Genomic DNA, 20767 nt, shown 5'->3' on the forward strand with positions numbered 1-20767 from the left:
TGAATAATTATTGAGTTTAATATATAATTTATGAGAAGAAGCATTTTTCTAATTTTGTGCTTGTGGTGCACATTACATGCTTTCGCACAAAGCCTGACCGTAACAGGAGTTGTTTTAGACAATACCGGACAGACGGCCATAGGTGCTACTGTGGTGGAAGAAGGGACTGAAAACGGGACAATCACGAATTTGGACGGGCAGTTTACGCTGACTGTGGAAAAAGGAAGTACATTGTCTATCAGTTATGTAGGATTTGCTACGCAACATGTGCGTGTCACAAGTGAAAGGCAATTGAAAATCGTGTTGGAAGAAGATTCCGAACTGTTGGACGAAGTAGTCGTAGTAGGTTATGGTGTCAAGCAGAAGCGTTCCACGATGACTACGGCTATTTCGAAAATGGACCAGAAAGTCTTGCAGAACGCAGCTCTTTCTAATGCGGCACAAGCCTTGCAGGGTACTGTCAGCGGCTTGCGTGTAACGAATACTTCCGGAGCGCCGGGAAGCGCGCCTACCATCGTATTGCGTGGCGGGGCAGGAATAGAAAGCGCAGGTTCCCCCTTGGTGGTAGTCGATGGTGTAGTCCGTTCCATGGACGACATCAACCCTTCCGACATCGAATCGATTCAGGTATTGAAGGACGCCGCTTCTACAGCGATTTATGGAGCCCGTGCCAATAATGGCGTGATTCTGGTGCAGACGAAGAAAGGGAAAGCCGGACATACCCAAGTCTCTTATAAATTTAAAGGAGGCATGAACTTTGCCCGTAAAGGTTACGAATACATGGATGCCGAGAATTACATCCGTTTCGGACGATTGGGGCGCATGTACTCGGGCGGAAGCATTACGGATATCGACAATACAAGAGGATACGGTGCCGTATACGGCGCCAATAACCCTGACCAGTATGCAATCCGCTATTTGGACGGGAACGAGAACTTGTTGCAAGAAGGTTGGAAACAAATGACCGATCCGGTAACAGGCAGGCAAATCGTATTCAAGGATTACGGGACTACCCTGCGTGACGAGGTGTACAAAGACCCTGCTTTTACACAAGACCATTACCTGAGTTTTAACGGGGGAAGCGAGAAAGGTACTTTCGCCGCTTCGTTAGGATATTATTCTGAAGACGGAACGGTGAAAGGTACGGAATACCGCCGGTTCAGCGGTACATTGAACGGGAATTATAAGGTATTGCCCATCTTGAACATCAAAGGAGGAGTAAGTTTCTCTACTTCTACGGCACCGGAATTATATTACGACGACATGGCAGACCTTTTCGAGCGTATGCGGAGCATGGAACCTACGTGGAAACCTTTCTTCGACGACGGCTCGCCAAACTATGGCTACGGTAAGCGTGACGGCAATCCGCTTTATTGGCTGGACAAGCTGACGAACAAGAATAATACCCGCAAGACGACGCTGAATATCGGTGCCGACCTGGAACTGATAAAAGACAAGCTGTTCTTGCGCGAGAACAGTTCGGTTTATTATGAAGACTATACAAGGGAATTGTTCGATAAGGAATACCGTGACTATTGGAACGTGAATACAGAACGGAAGGCTTCGTTTGACTATCAGCGTACCATTCAGCAACAGCATAGCGTGCAACTGGAATATACCGATACTTTCAGGAAAGACCATAATTTCTCCGCCATGTTAGGAGGTGAATATTTTGAGAATCAATATACCGAATACAGAGGAAGCGCTCAGGGAGCGCCTTTTGATGATATTCCTACACTGAATGCATCGGGAAACGAAAATATGACCGCTTATTCATACTGTGAAGGATACCGTATCGCTTCGTTTTTCGGCAGGGTGACTTACGATTACAAACGCCGGTATCTGTTTACGGCTGTAGCCCGATACGATGGCATTTCCCGTTTGTCCGACAACCGCTGGGGATTCTTCCCGGGCGTGTCTGCCGGTTGGAATATCCACGAAGAAGCTTTCTTCCACGACAGTCCGCTTGCCAGCGTGATTTCTACGTTAAAGCCTCGTATCTCGTACGGTATCAACGGAAACGTGAACGGCATCAACAATTACGATGTCTACGGACTTTACGGACAAGCCAGCGGCACGCATCCTTATAACGGAGTGAACGGCATCCTGAATACGGCAGTCATCAATTCGCAGCTGCGATGGGAAAAGAGTAAGTCTTTCGAGGCGGGTTTGGACCTCGGTTTCCTGAACAACCGCTTCAACCTGATTCTGGACTATTACAACCGCACCACATCCGACCTGCTGACCGACGTGAACCTGCCGGGATATACAGGCTTTGATTCGTTCAAGACCAATTTGGGAACCTTGCGCAACAGTGGTTTCGAGGTGGAAGGCAACTTGAACCTGATAACCAACCCGAAGGGATTCAACTGGAATTTCTCTTTTAACGCTTCGTATGTGTTCAATAAGATTGTGAAATTGCCCGATAATGGCAATGAGAACAACCGTCAGGGCGGATCTCAAGTTTGGGACCCGGCATCTCAACAGGTCATTTGGGTAGGAGGATACCAGGAAGGTCATACGTTGGGCGATATTTATGCATATCAGCAGGTAAAAATCTTGAGAGACGAAAGCGAAGTGGCGCAATTGGCAGGAAACCGTATGGATATGATTGCAGGACTGTACGGGCCGAATGTCAGCGAGGCAGACCGCCAACGTTACGGACTGACCAAGCCGATTGAAGCCGGCGATGTGCTTTGGGCAGACTTGAACGGCGATAATGTCATTGACCAGCTGGACCGCGTAAAGGTCGGAAACATCTATCCGAAATGGACCGGCGGCTTCAGCACTACCCTTTCGTATAAAAATGTCTCGCTTTACGGGCGGTTCGACTTTGCAGTCGGGCATACCATCTTGAACATGGTGGCGATGCGTTCTATCGGGCAGTCGGTCGGATTCAAGAACATCATTGCCGACGGGCTGGATTGCTGGACAAGCGAAAATCCGGATACAGACCTGCCTAAGTCATACTACGATGATTCCACCAATAAGAAGAACCTTTACCGCGATACGGCAGGAAGTGACATTACGAGCGTAGACAACCGTAGCTCCCGTTTCTATGAAAAGGGCGACTATTTGGCTTTGCGTGAATTGACATTGAGTTGGAAGCTGCCTGAGAAATGGGTTTCCAAGATTCATAGCACCGATGTTTCATTGTATATTACAGGGCAGAATCTGTTTTACATTACGGGATATAGCGGCACGTCTCCCGAAGCTCCGTTGGTTTATCCGGGAGTCGATACCGGACGTTATCCGACTCCGCGTACCGTATTGGTCGGTGCGTCTATTTCATTCTAACTTTAAAAAACGTATGATGATTATGAAGAAAACAATACAGATGTCAGTTTTGGGCGTGATAGCGGCATGCTCATTTAGCAGTTGCCTGGATATGACCCCAATCAGCGAAATTACCGATGAAAATATGTGGAAAAACGAAGGGCATTTCACTTCCTTCATGTATGGCATACACAGCCGCTTGCGTGATGCCGATGCGCAAAATCTGTTTATGTTGGGCGAATTGCGTTCGGACATTTACAATACAGGCATCGGCTGGACGGGCGAAAGCAATCAGGTAGAAGAAATCACTTCCAATACACTGACCGAAGAACGTCCGGGCATTGAGAATTACGGCGGACTGTATTACAATATCAATCAAATCAACCTGTTTCTCTCACGGGCTGAAACCACAGACTTATTAAGTGAAGCCGACCGCAATTATTACTTGGGCGAAGCGTATGGGCTGCGTGCCTTCTATTATTTCCATTTATTGCGCTCGTGGGGCAATGTAGTATGGAATGCCGACCCCAGTTTAGGTTTTGAAGTAGGCAACTTGGAGCGTCCGGCTACGGATGCGTCAACCGTAATGCAGTATATCAAAGACGATATCGCGTCATCTGAAACAGCTTTTGGAGACGATTATTCGTTCCGTGCCGGGCGTTCGTTGTGGTCGAAGGCGGCAACACTGACTTTAAAAGCGGAAGCTTACCTTTGGTCCAGCAGGCAAATGAATGGCGGAACGGCTGATGCACAGACAGCTTTAGAGGCATTGAACGATGTGCAGACGCATATCTCGCGTACAGAATTGGATTTGCTGCCCGATTTTGCCTCTGTGTTCGATTACGAAAATAAGGGCAATAACGAAATTATCTTCTCGCTGCATGCGGCTTACAACGAGGCGGATTTGTTTAACGGAGAATGGCGCAACCGCATGGTGCCGCAACAGACCACGTTGAGCAGTTATTACGAAAGCGATGGTTCGCCCATCAGCCTGAACTTTAACGGCAATGTATATTATCCGCTCCGCGAAGAACTGTACAGCCAGTTTGATGAAGCAGACACACGCTTGAGCGGAACATTGCGGGCTGTTTATAGCAAAGACGAATCAGGAACGGTTGCATACGTCGGTTGTTTTGCTTATAAATTCCGGGGCATGACACCTGCCGGCGCTTCATACCGGGAGTTTTGCGACGATTACCCCATTTACCGTTATGCCGATGTGTTATTGCTGAAGGCAGAGGCGAAAGCGGTGCTTGGCAGTGACCCTGCAGAAGAAATCAATCAGATTCGTCAGCGGGCGTATGCCGGAGCGTACGAGGAAATGTCAATGGGTTATCCGCATCTGGCAGGAGACAACGAAGGAATCAACGAAGTGCTTTTGCGTGAACGTTTGCGTGAGTTTATGTTCGAAGGAAAACGCTGGTACGACCTTCGCCGTTTCGGACAAGAATACGTCATGAAATATTCGTCCTTGCAAAACCCGGGCCATTTGCTTTGGCCCATCGATACAGACACCATGACAGATAATCCGGCATTGACACAAACACCGGGATACGAATAAGTTTGTGAGTTTTTAAGTTTATGAGTTTTTGAGTTTATCATATTGTTTGTATATTCGCAATTGGATTTTTACCACAGAGGACACAGCGTTTTTCTCTAAAAAAATCATTCCTGTATGATACTCTGTGCCCTCTGTGGTAAAATCCAACAAAACTCACAAACTTAAAAACTCAAAAACTCATGAAACACGTATTAATCGCAACCCTGCTTCTGCCCCTGATGGCGTGCGGAGGAGGACAAACACAGGCAACCGCCGAAGTTACCCAAGACAGTGTAAAGAATCAAGTAGTGGAAACCATCATGACACGCCGCAGCATCCGCCAGTATAAGCCGGAAGCCGTAGCGCGTGAGAAGATGCAGACGATTGTGGAATGCGGCATCAATGCGCCCAATGCCATGAACCGCCAGCCGTGGGAAGTCCGGGTAGTGGATAATCCCGACTATATCAACGGTGTGACCGAATTGTATAAAAAAGCCAATCCGAAAGCTGCGGCAGATTCTACTTTCCGCAATATGTTCCGCAATGCTCCGACTGTAGTCTTTATCGGACACGATAAGGAATCGGAAAGTTCTCCGTTCGATTGTGGGCTGATGGCAGAAAACATGATGCTTTCGGCATGGTCAATGGGTATCGGCAGTTGTTGCTTAGGAAGTCCGGCACGCTTTATGAAAAGTCCCGAAGCCGCAGAATACCTGAAGAAGCTGAACTTCAGCGAAGGCTACGAATTGCTTTACTGCATCGGTTTCGGCTATCCCGATGAGGCTCCCGCAGCCAAACCGCGCGAAGCAGGCAAGATTCAGTTTATCGAGTAAATTATCTTCTCCGCCGCATAAGCTTATCCTTTTTCGCCATTGAATGCGGCTATACAATGGGCATAAAAAATGGGAGAACGCTTTCTCCCAACCTTGTTAACCTTAAATCTAATACTATGAAAAAAATCACTTTGCAAATATAGTTATTCCGTTTGATTCTTCCAATATTATACAAGGATATTACAAATAGTTTAAAATTCTTTTGCATAGGTGCAACCCCTCCATACCGCACACGTCATAAGTTTTGATGAATATCCGCATTTTTCCCAATTGCCCTGTAGGGACATTCATAAAAATTCTTCATAAAAAAGCGAGTTGACAAGAAGACTTGGATTTAAATCCTTATCAACTTGTCAACTCGTCAACTATCCAGTGCCTAGTACCTAGTCAACTGGTACCTGGCACCTAAAAATCATCAGTCTTTCAGTTTTGCCTTGATAAAGTCGCGGTTCAAACGAGCGATGTTGCTGATTGAAACGTTCTTAGGACATTCAGCTTCACAAGCACGGGTATTGGTACAGTTACCGAAGCCCAGTTCGTCCATCTTGGCAATCATGGCTTTCGCACGGCGCAAAGCTTCCGGTTTACCTTGCGGCAACAGATTCAGCTGGCTAACCTTTGCTGATACGAACAGCATTGCCGAACCGTTCTTACAAGCAGCTACACATGCGCCACAACCGATACAAGAAGCAGCATCCATCGCTTCGTCAGCCACTTGTTTCGGAATCAGGATAGCATTGGCATCCTGAGGAGCGCCTGTACGTACACTGATGAAACCACCAGCCTGCATAATCTTGTCGTAAGCCGTACGGTCTACCATCAAGTCTTTGATAACCGGGAAACCAGCCGAACGCCACGGTTCAACGGTAATGACATCGCCATCGTGGAAACGGCGCATATAGAGCTGGCAGGTAGTAGCACCTGTTGCAGGTCCGTGCGGATGTCCGTTAATATACAGAGAACACATACCGCAGATACCTTCACGGCAATCGTGATCGAATACTACCGGTTCTTTACCAGCCTCAACCAACTGCTCGTTCAAGATATCCAACATTTCCAGGAACGAAGTATCGCCCGGGATATCTTTCATCTGGAATGTATCGAAATGACCTTTTTCCTTCGGTCCGTTCTGACGCCAAATTTTCAGCGTAAATGATATATTTTTGTCCATTTTACTTAGAATCTTTAATTGTTTAACTTCACAGATTAGCTCTTGTAGTTACGAGTCTGTACCTTAATAGCTTCGTAAACCAGCGGTTCCTTGTAGAGAACCGGAGCTTTATCATCCGAGCCTTGGTATTCCCAGCAAGATACATAGAAATAGTTGGCATCATCACGTTTGGCTTCGCCCTCTTCGGTCTGATATTCTTCACGGAAGTGACCGCCGCACGATTCGTTACGGTTCAATGCGTCGTATGCAATCAGTTCACCCATGGTGATGAAGTCGTTCAAGCGGATTGCCTTATCCAATTCTACGTTCAGACCTTCTTTCTTGCCCGGAATGAACAAGTTGGTTTCGAATTCCTTGCGGATATCTTTCAGCTTCGCAAGAGCAGTCTTCAGTCCGGCTTCGGTACGTCCCATACCTACGTATTCCCACATGATGTGGCCCAGTTCCTTGTGGATAGAATCTACCGAGCGTTTGCCCTGGATTCCCATCAGGTGGTCAATCTTAGCCTGGACAGCCTTTTCTGCTTCCTCAAATTCCGGCAAGTCGGTAGAGAAGCGGGGAACAGTGATTTGGTCTGCCAGATAGTTCTGGATGGTGTAAGGCAATACAAAGTAACCATCTGCCAAACCTTGCATCAAGGCAGAAGCACCCAGACGGTTTGCACCGTGGTCGGAGAAGTTACATTCGCCGATAGCAAACAGACCCTTAATGGTAGTCTGCAATTCGTAGTCTACCCAGATACCACCCATGGTGTAGTGGATAGCCGGATAAATCATCATCGGGTTGTAATATTTCACGCCGTTGATTTCGTTTGCCAATTTGCCCGGGTTCACATCGGTGATTTCTTCGTACATATCGAAGAGGTTGCCATAACGCTGGCGCACTACATCCAATCCCAAACGTTCGATACTTTCAGAGAAGTCGAGGAATACAGCCAAGCCGGTATTGTTGACACCGAAACCGTGGTCGCAACGTTCCTTAGCCGCACGGCTGGCAACGTCACGCGGAACCAAGTTACCGAATGCCGGATAACGGCGTTCCAGGTAATAGTCACGGTCTTCTTCCGGAATGTCACTGCCTTTCTTGGTACCAGCCTGCAAAGCCTTGGCATCTTCCAGCTTCTTCGGAACCCAGATACGTCCGTCGTTACGCAACGATTCAGACATCAAAGTCAACTTAGACTGCTTGTCGCCGTGTACCGGAATACAAGTCGGGTGAATCTGCACGTATGCCGGATTAGCGAAGAACGCACCTTTACGGTAGCAAGCCATTGCAGCCGAGCAGTTACATGCCATCGCATTGGTAGACAAGAAGTAAGTATTACCGTAACCACCGGTAGCGATAACTACAGCATGTGCAGCAAAACGTTCCAGTTTACCGGTTACCAGATTCTTGGCAATGATACCGCGGGCACGGCCGTCGATGATTACCACATCTTCCATTTCATAGCGAGTGTACAGCTTGACTGTGCCTGCACCTACCTGACGGCTCAATGCCGAGTAAGCACCCAACAGCAACTGCTGTCCGGTCTGTCCTTTGGCATAGAATGTACGTGACACCTGTGCTCCACCGAACGAACGGTTTGCCAGCAGACCTCCATATTCGCGTGCGAAAGGTACACCCTGAGCCACGCATTGGTCGATGATGTTGTTCGAAACTTCAGCCAAACGATAAACGTTTGCCTCACGTGCACGATAGTCACCACCTTTTACAGTATCATAAAACAGACGATATACAGAGTCGCCATCGTTCTGATAATTCTTTGCAGCATTGATACCACCTTGAGCAGCGATAGAGTGAGCGCGGCGCGGAGAATCCTGAATACAGAAGTTAAACACACGGAAGCCCATTTCGCCCAAAGAAGCGGCTGCAGAAGCACCTGCAAGACCGGTTCCTACCACGATGATATCCAAACGACGTTTGTTGGCGGGGTTCACCAGTTTCTGGTGAGCTTTATAGTTGGTCCATTTTTCAGCTATCGGACCTTCAGGAATTTTAGAGTCGAGTATATTAGCCATAATTGTTTTCTTTTTTTAGTTGACAAGGTTTCAGGTTTCAGTTGACAAGGCTCTTTTGCGATTCAATGCAAACCTTGTTAACTTGTCAACTTGTTAACTTGTCACCTTAAAATAAATTCTTCACAAAAAATACTACCGCAACCAGCATAAAGCCCAGCACGATAATCGTAGAATAAATGTTAGAGATGCACTTCCAACGGTTAATCCAGGTGGTGTTGTTCCAGCCCAATGTCTGCATAGAGCTCCAGAAACCATGAGTCAAGTGGAACCACAAAGCGCACAACCAAACGATGTACAGAACAAAGAATACCGGATTAGAGAAAGTCTGTACAATGTAACCGTAACCGTCGGTTGCTTCCAGACCGCCCATCATCGGATTGCCTATCAATTCGGCAAACATCATGTTGTACCAGAAGTTGAACAAGTGCAACAGCAAGCCCAGGATGACAATCACACCCAAAGCCAACATGTTCTGAGAAGCCCATTCCACAGTTTTAGGCTTTGCACTCACCGCATAACGTTCGTTACCACGTGCGGCACGGTTCAACATCGTCAGCCAGAAAGCGTAAACGATGTGAATTACAAACAAGGCAGCTAACGCCAAGGTACCTATCAAAGCGTACCAGTTAGTACCCAAGAATTCACATACTGTGTTATAACCTTCCGCCGAAAACAGTGCAACAAGGTTCATCAACATGTGAAATGTAAGAAACAGGACAAGGGCGATACCCGTTACGCTCATCACCACTTTCCTTCCAATAGATGAATTACTTAACCACATAAATGATTGAATTTAAATTATTTAATTGTTTGAACTAAAATATCCTCCAGTACGGTCTGTTACACGATGCAAAATTAGAAGATTTATTGAGATAACACAAGCAATTACGGAAATAATTCTTTAAATGTTTGTTGCGAGTTGAAAATAGCACAGAGACCATAGCAGACAAGCACAGAAAACCACGGCATTGATTCCATAAGCTATGCAATATCCGCTTAAAGAAATCCGTGGTTTTCTGTGCTTGTCTGCTATGGTCTCTGTGCTAAGACAGATTATTTTCTCATGTTCCGAATCAGGCTTCCTGCCCCTCCGAAAGGAAGGTATGCATTTTCCAGACGGGTGCCGGCTAACTTTTGAGCCATTAGAATACGCGCAGTAGCATACACATCGGTCAGTATGGCCTCGATGAAACCATTAGGGAACTTATATTGGTGCGTACCTTTTTGCGGGCTGGTGGTATGTTCCAGATTGCTCAGGCTATCTACCTCAAGCGTAAACCGGAAACGCAAAGCGGCTGCCACTTCTTTGGCAGGCGTTACATACCCTACGTGCGCTACAATCGTAAGCAAATTCTTATTAATGTCAGAAAGCAACTCAAAACCCATTTGCGGAGCCAATGCTTTCGAGGCATCAGCCAATATTTCATCGTTGCGTGTAAAGCCGTCTTCGGCAATTCTTTTCAGGCTAACTTTCAGTTCGTTCATAAGCTCGAATTAAGATTGTTAATTAAAACTGCGCAAATGTATATAAAAAGGATTGATTTCTTATCGATTTGACTATAAATTTTTATTTTATTGTCATTCGCTTGACAAATTAGGCGTTGACAAGCCGGTTTAAAGAAGCAAAAGAGCGGTTCCCGGATAATCAGAGCGGAAGTTCAGGAAGGCTGTCTACAGCTTGCTGCATTTGCTTATCGATAATATGGATGTATTTCTCGGTATGGCGTGTGCTGGAATGTCCGGCAAGCGATGCAGCAGTCTTAATATTGGCACCCCGAGCCATAATCAGCGTAATAAATGTATGGCGTGCACAATGAAAAGAGATGTGTTTACGTAAGCCGGCATGGATAGTCCATTCATTCAGAATCCGTAAGCTATAAGAATGGGAAGGCAATTCGAAGACCAGATCATTGCCTCTGCCCTGGCGCTCGTGCAATAGCCGCAACGCATTGTCATTCAGATACAGATGTAGAACCGCCTTTTGAGAATGCCCTGCCACTTTTTTCTGAATAAGCATCAGGTGGCGTTGCTGGAAATCGATATTCTTATAACGAAGTTCTAATATGTCACACCATCTTAACCCGCTTTGACAGGAAAACAAGAAAGCCCGTTTCACTTCGCTATTCCGGCAAGGGGTCTTGACCAGTTTGACAAGTTCTCGGGTAGACAGGATTTCTTTTGTCACGGCGTTGTTTTGCGGCATACGGATTCCTTTGGCTGGGTTGGATGCCAGGAAATGCTCTTCGACGCAATAATCCAGACAGACTTTGAATTTTTTAAAGTAATTGACCGGAGTGCTGCCCCTCAATTTCTCTTGCAGGAAGATAAAAAAGGAATTACAAAACCTACGTGTGATTTTCGCCATAGGCAGGGCTGAAGAATGAAACTGCTCCAAATAAGTGAACATCGCTTGTACCATCCGGCAATCTTTCCGGTGATAATGAATCCGGTAGTCGGAAATCAAATGAAAAAAGTCGCAAGTAGCCACATGTTCCGGACGTTGTTCGCTTTTCGGGTGAAAAAAAGAAGGCAGTTGGTTCCAATAGTTGTGATGGAGGCAATCTATCTCCCGACGCGCCCGCAACAGGCGGGCAAGTTTCAGTTTTGCCTGATTAGCCAAGCGTGCTTCTTTACTCGTAGGCGCTTCCAACGTAATGCCCAGGCTCTCTTTATAGCGTTTTCCGGCGACATTACAGTCCAGGTAAAGCGAAAAGCGCCCTTTGGTCAGTTTTCTTTTAGATAATAAGATTCCCATAAGGCTTCTACAAAAAAAGGGCTGCCTATTTAAAGACAGCCCTTCGGTTATAAAAAATTAAAGTTTATTCGGCAATACAAATCGTAACGCGGTTTTCTTCGATTACATTAAACGGTTGTTCGGTATCACCTTTATAATCAATTGTAATACGGTCGGCTGCAATGCCTTCTGCTTTCAGTGCTTCTGCAACTGCCTCGGCACGTTCTTGCGATAACTTCTTGTTGATACGTGCATTTCCGGTATTCTTGTCGGCATATCCGCAGAGAGAAACTTTAGCGTCAGTATGTTCCTTCAGGTAAGCTATGAGGTTATTGACTTTGCTTTGTTCTGATGTGCGGATTTCAGAAGAATTGATAAGGAAGAAGATGTTCTGTCTCATCGGTTGTACCTTTACAGGTTCCGGAGCGGGAGCAGGTTCTTCTTTCTTTTCTTCTACGACAGGTGCCGGAGCAGGAGCGGGAGCGGGTTCATAATAAACCGGCTCGGTACGCGTGTAAGTTTTTCCGAATTTGAACGTGAATCCAGCCAAGGCATTAAACTGCCAGTCGGAATTACCGGCTTTCTTTGAATTGTACTTGTCTGACATCGTGTTGGCATTCACTTCGATATTGAAGAATACATGGTCGCTGATGCGTAAGTTCGTGCCCAAGCCGAAACGGCCTACTACATTAACTTTGCTATCGCGCCACAAGTATTCCAAGCGGTGTCCGGCATCGTTCAAGGCTACGGCTTCATCGTTGTTGAATGCTCCGTTCACGCCGATACCTCCGAACAGGTATGCGTTAAAGAAACGTGTCGGGTTGTAACCGCAGAACAGATTACTTAAGTCAAGTGTGGCATCTACATTTCCCTGCAAGTAATTATACTTGTAAATCGTTTCAGGGCTTACCCATGCACCCTTAGCTTCCCAGCCACTCAGACCGGCACGCAATCCCCACAACGGAGTGAATTGATAACCGAAGTTCAATGCAGCGGCTGGAGAAATCAGGTCTCCGAATTTGGCTTCTCCCACAGTATGCGAAGCACCAGCTTGTACTTGCATGAACCAGTGCGGATTAAATACAGTCTTGCCTTCTTCTTTAATCTGGCGTGTCTCGGTGTTGCCATCAGTCTGGGCAAACGCTGCAATCGTGCTTAATCCAAGTACGAGTGCGGTAAGATTTCTTCTTAGTTTCATAATCTTTTTATTTTTGTGTTATACAGATATTGCTTACCAAAAGTAAAGGTATAAAAAAAACAGATAGCTTGTTTCTTTTTCGGTAGTTTTTTATTTATTAATTTTTAAATTTATTATTAAGCGAACAAATAACCCGAGGGGTTAGTTCATCCTTTTGTCACCTTTTCTTATCAAATAGCGGTGCATGCTCCGCGCTGATTTTCCGAATGCCTTGCTGGGAAGCGATAAAGCTTCCGCCCAACACACGGTTCCCGTCATAGAACACCGCCGATTGCCCGGGGGTAATAGCAGAAGCCTCCACGGCAAATCTTACCAGCAAATAGCCGTTCTCAGGCAATCGGACGACTTGACAAGGAATCGGGCGGCTTCGGTACCGGATGCGCACCGAAAGATTCGGGCATGCCAAAAGCTCCTCTATATCCGGAGCCACGGGCGGTTCTGCCAGCATGTATTCGGTTCTCAGCTGATCGGCATCTCCCAACATGACCGTGTTCTTCTCGGGATTAATTTTCAATACGTATGCCGGTTCGCCCAGTGCGATGCCCAATCCTTTCCGCTGGCCGATGGTGTAATAGGCAAATCCTTTATGCTGCCCCAACTTTACCCCTTTGCTGTCTACGAACCATCCCGGACCGATACGCTCATCGATATCGGGACAATGTTCACGCAGGAACTCCCGGTAATCCTTGTCGATAAAGCAAATCTCCATGCTTTCCCCTCCTTTCGCTTTCGCCTCAAATCCTTTATGGGCAAGGTATTCGCGGACCTTGTCCTTGGTCATTCCGCCCAAAGGGAACAGCATCCGGCTTAAAATCTCTTGCGGAAGTTTCCAGAGGAAATACGACTGGTCTTTGGTGGCATCGTCGCCAGTCACAATGTAAAACCACCCGTTCCGTTTCTCGATTTGGCAATAATGCCCTGTAGCTATCCATTGGCATCCGGTACGGTCTGCCCATTCGCATAAAATGCGTTCCTTAAAGAGCGGGTTACACAATACACACGGATTCGGGGTACGCCCGCGCATGTATTCATCGATAAAGTATTGCACGATGACTTTCCTGAACTCTTCGCGCACATCCGCTACATGGTGTTCAATGCCAAGCCGGGCGGCAACGGCTTGCGCTTCCAATATCTCGTCGGGTTGTTCTTGTCCGGGAGTAGAAAAATGAGAAGGGATATCCCAGGTGCGCATGGTCACTCCTACCACTTCATATCCTTGCTCTTGCAACATGATGCAAGTGGCAGAGCTGTCTATGCCTCCGCTCATTCCTACCAATACCCGTTTGTCTTTTGTCATATTTTGTTCTTTTTAGGGATTATCACTCCGCTTCGCTCCGTCAGGAGCCAAAGCGATTTGTAAATGCAACTATATGCAACGGACATTCCAGCTATATCCGTTTGCCTTTGCACCTATATGCATCAGCCTCTGCTTATAAGAACAATTCCGGTTCACGCCGTGCGCTGAAGTTCTCATGCAGGAATGCAGCAAAGGGGTTATCATAGACGCGTGCCCCGTTCGGGCAAGCTTTTACGCAGGCACAGCAACGGATGCAGCGGTTGATGTCTGTCTCTATCACGTTTTCGGCATTGAGCCGGATGGCATGCGTGGGACATACCTCAACGCATTCCCCGCATCCGAAACAGTTTTCCGTACACACCGGAGCCGAAGGCTTTCCGCTCATCAGGGGTTTGTACGGAACATTTCCCTTGATATAAAACGTCGGGACAGGGAGATTTGTTCGCTCCAGCTTCAACAAACTTTCTTTTCCGAAGCGGCGGGCAATGCCAAGGTCCGCCTCATCCGGCCTGCCCATAGCCACGGGCAATGCAGGCGTGCTATAGCTATGCTCGCCGATGAAAGCCCCTGCGGACAGAGGCGTAAAGCCCAATTCAATCGCCGTATCGCGCAACTCTACCAGTGCATCTTCGTAATCCCGGTTCCCGTAAACCACAGCCAATATAACCGGAGCATTCGTCCCTTTCAAGCGTTTCATGCGCTGCAAAGCAATCGGAGCCACCCGTCCGCCATATACAGGAGCGGCAAGTATGGTCAGCGAACCGTTGATTTCAATCGTAGAAGTGCTTTCGTCCAAAGTCAGGTCAGTCTCGATACGTCTTTCCATGCCGATGCCCTCACCAATGGCACGGGCTATTTTTTCTGATGTATGGGTCGGCGAGAAATAAACAATGTGGGTTGTTTGAGATGTAGTCATATTGTTAATTGATTAGTTAACTTGTCACCTGAAATAATACAAAAGTAATAAAATAACTCAGATTATTCATTACCTTTGCATAAGATTCAGAAAGAAAATTATGGAAGAACAGTTCGACATACGCGATTATAAGCCTACCGGAAAGGAGCGTGATTTCGAGAACGCACTGCGTCCGCTTCAGTTTGAAGACTTTAGCGGGCAAGACAAGGTGGTGGATAACCTGCGTATTTTTGTAAAGGCGGCACGGCTTCGTGCCGAGGCACTTGACCATGTATTGCTGCACGGCCCTCCCGGACTGGGGAAGACTACGCTGAGCAACATCATTGCCAATGAACTGGGCGTAGGGTTCCGTGTCACATCCGGTCCGGTACTGGACAAGCCCGGCGACCTGGCGGGAGTCCTGACCAGCCTGGAACCGAACGATGTATTGTTTATCGATGAAATACACCGCTTGAGTCCGGTCGTGGAAGAATACCTGTATTCGGCAATGGAAGACTACCGGATAGACATCATGATAGACAAAGGTCCGTCGGCACGCAGCATCCAGCTTGACTTAAACCCGTTCACCCTGGTAGGAGCAACGACCCGAAGCGGCTTGCTGACCGCACCGTTGCGGGCACGCTTCGGCATCAACCTGCACTTGGAATACTACGAAGACAGTACGCTGACCAAAATCATCTTGCGCTCGGCTAAGATTCTGGGGGTGCCTTGTGATACGGAAGCGGCCGGGGAGATTGCCTCGCGAAGCCGCGGAACGCCCCGTATCGCCAACGCTTTGCTCCGGCGGGTGCGTGATTTCGCGCAAGTGAAAGGCTCCGGACGCATCGACTTGAAGATTGCCCAGTTCGCATTGGAGGCATTGAACATAGACCGTTACGGCTTGGACCAGATAGACAACAAGTTGCTTTGCACCATCATCGACAAGTTCCGAGGCGGTCCTGTAGGATTGACCACCATTGCTACGGCATTGGGGGAAGACCCCGGCACGATAGAAGAAGTATACGAACCCTTTCTTATCAAGGAAGGCTTCTTGAAGCGTACACCCCGCGGACGGGAAGTGACCGAACTGGCATACCGGCATTTGGGCAGAAGCCGGTGGAATGAACAAAAAACATTATTCGATTGAGCGTGTTTGATTTCACCACAGAGGAAATAAAATATCTCTCCGTGTCCTCTGTGGTGAATATAAAACAAGCGCAGATTATAAACTAATTGACATCTATGGCTGGACTGAAATCATTGGCTAAAGATACGGCAATCTACGGACTGAGCAGCATTGTCGGACGGTTTTTGAATTATTTGCTGGTGCCTCTCTATACGGCGGTCATCCCGGCTGTATCGGGCGGTTATGGCGTAGTGTCGAACGTGTATGCCTATACGGCACTGATATTGGTATTGCTGACTTTCGGCATGGAAACAGGGTTCTTCCGCTTTGCCAACAAGACCGATGCCGACCCGAAACATGTGTATGCCAATGCGCTGTTGTTTGTGGGCGGACTATCCCTGTTGTTTGTCGTGCTTTGCCTTGCGTTCATCCATCCGTTATCTGCCTTTCTGGAATACCCCGACCATCCTGACTACATCGCCATGATGGTGATTGTAGTGGCACTCGATTCGTTCCAGTGCATCCCTTTCGCCTATTTGCGCTATCAGAAGAAACCGATGAAGTTTGCTGCCATCAAGTTGTTCAACATCATCGGGAATATCGTGCTGAACCTTTTCTTCCTCTTGTTGTGCCCCTATATATATAAGGTGTCGCCCGAAACAATCAGCTGGTTCTACCGCCCCGATTATCTGGTGGGTTACATTTTCGTATCCAACCTTATCATGTCGGCGGTGCAGATGTTCTTCTTTATCCCCGAACTCAAAGGCTTTTCTTACCGGTTGGACCGTCCGTTGATGAAGCAAATGGTGAGTTATTCATTCCCTATCCTGATATTCGGGTTAGTAGGCATTTTAAACCAAACGGTAGACAAGATGATTTATCCATTCTTGTTCGATGACCGGCAAGAAGGTTTGGTGCAGCTGGGCATCTATAGTGCGACAAGTAAGGTGGCGATGGTCATGGCGATGTTTACACAAGCCTTCCGCTATGCTTACGAGCCTTTTGTCTTTGGCAAGAACAAGGAAGGAGATAACCGGGAAATGTACGCCAAGGCAATGAAATACTTCTTTATCTTCTCGCTTCTGGCTTTTCTTGCGGTGATGTTCTACATGGACATTTTGCGCTATCTCATTGCCCCCGACTATTGGGAAGGACTGGGTGTCGTGGCAATTGTGATGGGAGCGGAAATCTTGAAAGGCATTTATTTCAACTTGTCGTTCTGGTACAAGCTGACCGATGAGACAAAGTGGGGGGCTTATTTCTCCATCATCGGTTGTGCCGTTATCCTGATACTGAACATCTGGCTGGTTCCGCGATACGGCTATGTGGCTTCCGCCTGGGCTTCGGTAGCCGGATACGGGCTCATTACCTTACTTTCCTATGTGATAGGACAGAAGAAATACCCCGTAGTTTATCCGTTGAAAGACATGACGGTTTATCTGGTTTTTGCCGCTGTGTTGTATATCCTTTCCGAAGAAATAAGCATCGCGAACGTCTTCGCACGGTTGGCTTTCAATACGTTGTTAATCGTATGCTTTGCCGGATATATCTTGAAGAAAGACCTTCTGAAGGTGATCAAAAAGAGTAATTGATTGGAATATTCACCACAAAGGACACAGGGTATCACAGAGTTTTTTATGTTTCTCCTCTGTGATACCCTGTGTCCTCTGTGGTGTATTGAGATTTGAAGACCGTTTATTTCCGCTTTTTCTTCTTTTTCGCCCAACCTGCCTCTTCGCCGAAATCGGGTTCTGCGAAATCATTTTCGTGTTCGAAGAACTGCTTCCAATCGTCTTTACGCTTCGACTTGCGTGCAATTTCGTATTCCGGCTCTTCGCGGCGTGATTTTGTTTTTTTAGTTTCCTTTACACGTTTCTTTCCGCCCTTATCGCTCTTGCCTTCGTTTTCCGAAGCCACTTCCACCACGACTTTACGTCCGTTGTAAGTCGTCTTGTTCAAGGCTCTTACCACTTTCGATGCTTGTGACTCAATCACTTCGAAAAACGAGAAATTCTGCATCAGGTCGATGCGTCCTACTTCGATACGCTCTTTCTTCAGGTTACGGTTGATGAGTTCGATAACCTGATTGGGGAAGAAACCGTCGGTCTTGCCTAAGTTGATGAACAAGCGCGTATAACCCTTTTCGGCTTTGCGCGAACGCTCTCTGCGCTCCGGACGTTCTCCTTTTTTCTTCTCTTTCTTGTCTTTTCCTTTTTCGTTCGAACTGGGCTGGTCTATTTCCGGCGCATTCTTGTAATAATCCAGGAAGCGGTTGAATTCCATCGAAACAACGCGTTTGATAAGGTCTTCCTTGCTCAGCCATTCCAGTTTGCGGTAGATGCCCGGCAAGAATGCTTCGATTTCTTCTTCGTCCACCTTTACCTTTTCGATATCGTCTACCAGCTTAATCAGCTGCTGTTCGCAGATGGCTTGTCCCGTAGGCAAGGTCTCAACACTGAACTTCTTGTTCAGGATGCGTTCTATCTGCTTCATCTTACCTTTTTCGCGCAGGTTCATGATGGCGATAGAGATACCCGTCTTGCCGGCACGTCCCGTACGTCCGCTTCGGTGGGTATAGCTTTCCACATCATCGGGCAAGCCATAATTGATAACATGTGTCAGGTCGTTCACGTCCAGTCCGCGGGCAGCCACGTCCGTAGCAACCAGTAATTGCAGATGACGCTGGCGGAACTTCTGCATCACCAGGTCACGTTGCGCCTGGCTCAGCTCGCCGTGCAACGAGTCGGCATTATAGCCGTCCTGTATCAGCTTGTCGGCAATCTCCTGCGTTTCCAGACGGGTGCGGCAGAAGATGATGCCATAAATCATCGGATAAAAGTCAACCACACGCTTCAACGCCAAGTATTTATCTTTGGCATGCACGATGTAAGCCACGTGATGCACGTTCTTCGTACCTTCGTTCTTCGTACCGATGGTGATTTCCTTTGCGTCGCGCAGGTAAGTCTTGGCAATGCGTGAGATTTCCGGGCTCATCGTAGCCGAGAACATCAGGGTATTGCGGTCTTCGGGCACCTTTTCCAAGATGGCATTGATGCTGTCGGTAAAGCCCATGTTCAACATCTCATCGGCTTCATCCATCACTACGTCACGGATGGTTTCCAGTTTTGCCACCTTCCGTTCTATCAAGTCGATAAGCCGTCCCGGAGTAGCGACAATGATATGCACGCCCTTCTTCAGGCTCTTGATTTGGCTCTCGATAGACGAACCTCCGTAAACGGGTATTATCTTCAAGTCGGTGATATACTTCGAATAGTCATTCAGGTCACCTGCTATCTGCAAGCAAAGTTCGCGCGTCGGGCAGAGTATCAAAGCCTGCGGCACGCGGTTGCCAACGTCAATTTTCTGTATCAGCGGCAAGCCAAATGCAGCTGTCTTTCCAGTTCCGGTCTGTGCCAGAGCCACTACATCGTTCCCGTTTCCCAACAGGTAAGGAATCACTTCTTCTTGTACAGGCATCGGGTTCTCATACCCCATTTCTTCAATCGCTTTGCGTATTTCGGGAGCTACGCCAAGTTCTTCAAATGTCTTCATTTATCTATAACTGTCTAATTCGGCTGCAAAGATACAGAGAATTAACGATATATACGTATGTTTGCCCGTTTTTTTGCTGACAAAAAGGAAGGAAAGTGTCTTGCTGTTACTATTTCACCACAGAGGGACACAAAGGAGGCACACAGGGTTTTCATTTTTTATTCCTCCGTGATACTCTGTGACCTCTGTGGTGAATATCGGCTATTCTTCCGCCTGGTATTCCAGTATGTCGCCGGGCTGGCAATTCAGTTCCTTGCAGATGGCTTCCAGCGTGGAGAAGCGCACCGCTTTGGCTTTTCCTGTCTTCAGGATAGAAAGGTTTGCCGGTGTAAGGTCAATCCGTTCGGCAAGCTCTCCCAGCGAAATCTTCCGTTTCGCCATCATCACATCAAGATTTACTATTATCGGCATAGGCATTATTGTTTATTTTCCAGTTTCTTCCACCATTTGGTATAACGGCGGGTCAGTTTGTAATAGATAGCAACCACAAGATAAACCCAAGCCACATTCATGAGCGGAAGCCAAGTCTGCTTGGGCACCAATGGGACTATCGCTAAAAAATAGATGAGTTCGCCTACAATCATCGAGGCGATAAGGCACAGGAAGATGTAAAATCCTGCCATTACTCGGGTATAGTTGCTTTTCGGTTTCATAGGCATAATGGGTTTAAATGGTGAGGTCCTGTTCTTCCTGCATGCGGATGCCTATCTTGAACATCAGCGAGACAAGGACGATGAACAATCCGATGATGATGAGCAACAGGCTGGTATCGGTCGGCATCTCAAGAGGAGAACAGTTGATAATAGCATTGATAAGCGCGCCGGAAATAACGGTCGAGCCGCCAATGGCAAGCAGGATGCGCTGGTTGGCGGAAGTAAAGACCGATCCGTTCCGCACGTTGCGTGCCAGAAAGTAGGTCAGGACGGCGATGAAGAACATCGCGTATGCCTTTATGCCTTGCACCAAGGCAAACCAAATGAAGGTGTCGCTTGCGTCTTTGCCCAACTCGTAGCAGATTGGGAAAATGTTCGATACGCCAAAACATGTTGCGCTAAAGGCAGAGAGCACCATCAGCACTTCGCAATATTGTACCAATTGTTTATCGGGTTTTGTTTTCATAAGCGGTC

General features: G+C 47.3%; 17 protein-coding genes. 5 read left to right on the plus strand and 12 right to left on the minus strand.

Going from position 1 to position 20767, the window contains the following annotated elements; all coding sequences use genetic code 11:
• Positions 1 to 30: 30 nt before the first annotated feature.
• The 3 genes from BACSA_RS10525 to BACSA_RS10535 all read left to right on the plus strand — a co-directional run bounded on the left by BACSA_RS10525 (position 31) and on the right by BACSA_RS10535 (position 5649).
• Positions 31 to 3297, plus strand: coding sequence for a SusC/RagA family TonB-linked outer membrane protein (locus tag BACSA_RS10525; RefSeq protein ID WP_013618087.1), 3267 nt, complete (start codon positions 31 to 33; stop codon positions 3295 to 3297).
• 22 nt (positions 3298 to 3319) lie between these two features.
• On the plus strand, positions 3320 to 4837 hold the full coding sequence (gene nanU, locus BACSA_RS10530) for a SusD family outer membrane lipoprotein NanU (RefSeq protein ID WP_041584360.1): 1518 nt from the start codon (positions 3320 to 3322) through the stop codon (positions 4835 to 4837).
• Positions 4838 to 5016: 179 nt separating this feature from the next.
• Positions 5017 to 5649 (plus strand): nitroreductase family protein, encoded by a 633-nt coding sequence (locus BACSA_RS10535; RefSeq protein ID WP_013618089.1) that lies wholly within the window; start codon positions 5017 to 5019, stop codon positions 5647 to 5649.
• Between the two features lie 415 nt (positions 5650 to 6064).
• On the opposite strand, the gene BACSA_RS10540 is transcribed toward BACSA_RS10535, so the two are convergent.
• From BACSA_RS10540 to BACSA_RS10575, 8 genes are all read right to left on the minus strand, one after another.
• Positions 6065 to 6820, minus strand: a complete 756-nt coding sequence (locus tag BACSA_RS10540) for a succinate dehydrogenase/fumarate reductase iron-sulfur subunit (RefSeq protein WP_013618090.1) — start codon at positions 6818 to 6820, stop codon at positions 6065 to 6067.
• A 35-nt stretch (positions 6821 to 6855) separates the two neighbouring features.
• Positions 6856 to 8838, minus strand: coding sequence for a fumarate reductase/succinate dehydrogenase flavoprotein subunit (locus tag BACSA_RS10545; RefSeq protein ID WP_013618091.1), 1983 nt, complete (start codon positions 8836 to 8838; stop codon positions 6856 to 6858).
• 106 nt (positions 8839 to 8944) lie between these two features.
• On the minus strand, positions 8945 to 9619 hold the full coding sequence (locus BACSA_RS10550; protein WP_013618092.1) for a succinate dehydrogenase cytochrome b subunit: 675 nt from the start codon (positions 9617 to 9619) through the stop codon (positions 8945 to 8947).
• Positions 9620 to 9891: 272 nt separating this feature from the next.
• Positions 9892 to 10323: a hypothetical protein gene (locus BACSA_RS10555; RefSeq protein ID WP_013618093.1), complete on the minus strand. Its 432-nt coding sequence runs from the start codon at positions 10321 to 10323 to the stop codon at positions 9892 to 9894.
• Between the two features lie 160 nt (positions 10324 to 10483).
• Complete coding sequence (locus tag BACSA_RS10560; RefSeq protein ID WP_013618094.1) at positions 10484 to 11593, minus strand: site-specific integrase; 1110 nt, start codon at positions 11591 to 11593, stop codon at positions 10484 to 10486.
• A 64-nt stretch (positions 11594 to 11657) separates the two neighbouring features.
• Positions 11658 to 12770 carry an OmpA family protein gene (locus BACSA_RS10565; protein ID WP_013618095.1) on the minus strand — a complete coding sequence of 371 codons (1113 nt, stop codon included), beginning with the start codon at positions 12768 to 12770 and terminating at the stop codon, positions 11658 to 11660.
• Positions 12771 to 12927: 157 nt separating this feature from the next.
• Positions 12928 to 14067: a tRNA 2-thiouridine(34) synthase MnmA gene (gene mnmA, locus BACSA_RS10570; RefSeq protein WP_013618096.1), complete on the minus strand. Its 1140-nt coding sequence runs from the start codon at positions 14065 to 14067 to the stop codon at positions 12928 to 12930.
• A gap of 133 nt (positions 14068 to 14200) precedes the next feature.
• Positions 14201 to 14983 carry a 4Fe-4S binding protein gene (locus tag BACSA_RS10575; protein ID WP_013618097.1) on the minus strand — a complete coding sequence of 261 codons (783 nt, stop codon included), beginning with the start codon at positions 14981 to 14983 and terminating at the stop codon, positions 14201 to 14203.
• 100 nt (positions 14984 to 15083) lie between these two features.
• On the opposite strand from BACSA_RS10575, the gene ruvB reads away from it, so the two are divergent.
• Entirely contained in the window at positions 15084 to 16109 is a 1026-nt protein-coding gene (gene ruvB / locus BACSA_RS10580) for a Holliday junction branch migration DNA helicase RuvB (protein ID WP_013618098.1), read from the plus strand.
• Between the two features lie 95 nt (positions 16110 to 16204).
• Entirely contained in the window at positions 16205 to 17680 is a 1476-nt protein-coding gene (locus BACSA_RS10585; RefSeq protein WP_013618099.1) for an oligosaccharide flippase family protein, read from the plus strand.
• 103 nt (positions 17681 to 17783) lie between these two features.
• Here BACSA_RS10585 and BACSA_RS10590 read toward each other — a convergent pair whose 3' ends face one another.
• The 4 genes from BACSA_RS10590 to BACSA_RS10605 all read right to left on the minus strand — a co-directional run bounded on the left by BACSA_RS10590 (position 17784) and on the right by BACSA_RS10605 (position 20759).
• On the minus strand, positions 17784 to 19640 hold the full coding sequence (locus BACSA_RS10590) for a DEAD/DEAH box helicase (protein ID WP_013618100.1): 1857 nt from the start codon (positions 19638 to 19640) through the stop codon (positions 17784 to 17786).
• 201 nt (positions 19641 to 19841) lie between these two features.
• Positions 19842 to 20051 (minus strand): helix-turn-helix domain-containing protein, encoded by a 210-nt coding sequence (locus BACSA_RS10595; protein ID WP_013618101.1) that lies wholly within the window; start codon positions 20049 to 20051, stop codon positions 19842 to 19844.
• Between the two features lie 5 nt (positions 20052 to 20056).
• Positions 20057 to 20293: a hypothetical protein gene (locus BACSA_RS10600; RefSeq protein WP_013618102.1), complete on the minus strand. Its 237-nt coding sequence runs from the start codon at positions 20291 to 20293 to the stop codon at positions 20057 to 20059.
• A gap of 13 nt (positions 20294 to 20306) precedes the next feature.
• The gene (locus tag BACSA_RS10605; RefSeq protein ID WP_013618103.1) at positions 20307 to 20759 is read right to left on the minus strand and encodes a DUF2975 domain-containing protein; all 453 of its coding nucleotides are present in this window, start codon (positions 20757 to 20759) and stop codon (positions 20307 to 20309) included.
• Positions 20760 to 20767 lie beyond the last annotated feature (8 nt).

The organism is Phocaeicola salanitronis DSM 18170, from assembly GCF_000190575.1.
GTDB classification, from domain to species: domain Bacteria; phylum Bacteroidota; class Bacteroidia; order Bacteroidales; family Bacteroidaceae; genus Phocaeicola; species Phocaeicola salanitronis.

Excerpts from the sequence above, each read along its gene's own strand:
- BACSA_RS10575 (WP_013618097.1), bottom strand. The coding sequence starts at position 14,983 with ATGACTACATCTCAAACAACCCACATTGTTTATTTCTCGCCGACCCAT.
- BACSA_RS10585 (WP_013618099.1), top strand. The coding sequence starts at position 16,205 with ATGGCTGGACTGAAATCATTGGCTAAAGATACGGCAATCTACGGACTG.
- BACSA_RS10590 (WP_013618100.1), bottom strand. The coding sequence starts at position 19,640 with ATGAAGACATTTGAAGAACTTGGCGTAGCTCCCGAAATACGCAAAGCG.
- BACSA_RS10565 (WP_013618095.1), bottom strand. The coding sequence starts at position 12,770 with ATGAAACTAAGAAGAAATCTTACCGCACTCGTACTTGGATTAAGCACG.
- BACSA_RS10595 (WP_013618101.1), bottom strand. The coding sequence starts at position 20,051 with ATGCCGATAATAGTAAATCTTGATGTGATGATGGCGAAACGGAAGATT.
- ruvB (WP_013618098.1), top strand. The coding sequence starts at position 15,084 with ATGGAAGAACAGTTCGACATACGCGATTATAAGCCTACCGGAAAGGAG.
- nanU (WP_041584360.1), top strand. The coding sequence starts at position 3,320 with ATGAAGAAAACAATACAGATGTCAGTTTTGGGCGTGATAGCGGCATGC.
- BACSA_RS10550 (WP_013618092.1), bottom strand. The coding sequence starts at position 9,619 with ATGTGGTTAAGTAATTCATCTATTGGAAGGAAAGTGGTGATGAGCGTA.
- BACSA_RS10540 (WP_013618090.1), bottom strand. The coding sequence starts at position 6,820 with ATGGACAAAAATATATCATTTACGCTGAAAATTTGGCGTCAGAACGGA.
- BACSA_RS10525 (WP_013618087.1), top strand. The coding sequence starts at position 31 with ATGAGAAGAAGCATTTTTCTAATTTTGTGCTTGTGGTGCACATTACAT.
- BACSA_RS10605 (WP_013618103.1), bottom strand. The coding sequence starts at position 20,759 with ATGAAAACAAAACCCGATAAACAATTGGTACAATATTGCGAAGTGCTG.
- BACSA_RS10560 (WP_013618094.1), bottom strand. The coding sequence starts at position 11,593 with ATGGGAATCTTATTATCTAAAAGAAAACTGACCAAAGGGCGCTTTTCG.
- BACSA_RS10545 (WP_013618091.1), bottom strand. The coding sequence starts at position 8,838 with ATGGCTAATATACTCGACTCTAAAATTCCTGAAGGTCCGATAGCTGAA.
- mnmA (WP_013618096.1), bottom strand. The coding sequence starts at position 14,067 with ATGACAAAAGACAAACGGGTATTGGTAGGAATGAGCGGAGGCATAGAC.
- BACSA_RS10535 (WP_013618089.1), top strand. The coding sequence starts at position 5,017 with ATGAAACACGTATTAATCGCAACCCTGCTTCTGCCCCTGATGGCGTGC.
- BACSA_RS10600 (WP_013618102.1), bottom strand. The coding sequence starts at position 20,293 with ATGAAACCGAAAAGCAACTATACCCGAGTAATGGCAGGATTTTACATC.
- BACSA_RS10555 (WP_013618093.1), bottom strand. The coding sequence starts at position 10,323 with ATGAACGAACTGAAAGTTAGCCTGAAAAGAATTGCCGAAGACGGCTTT.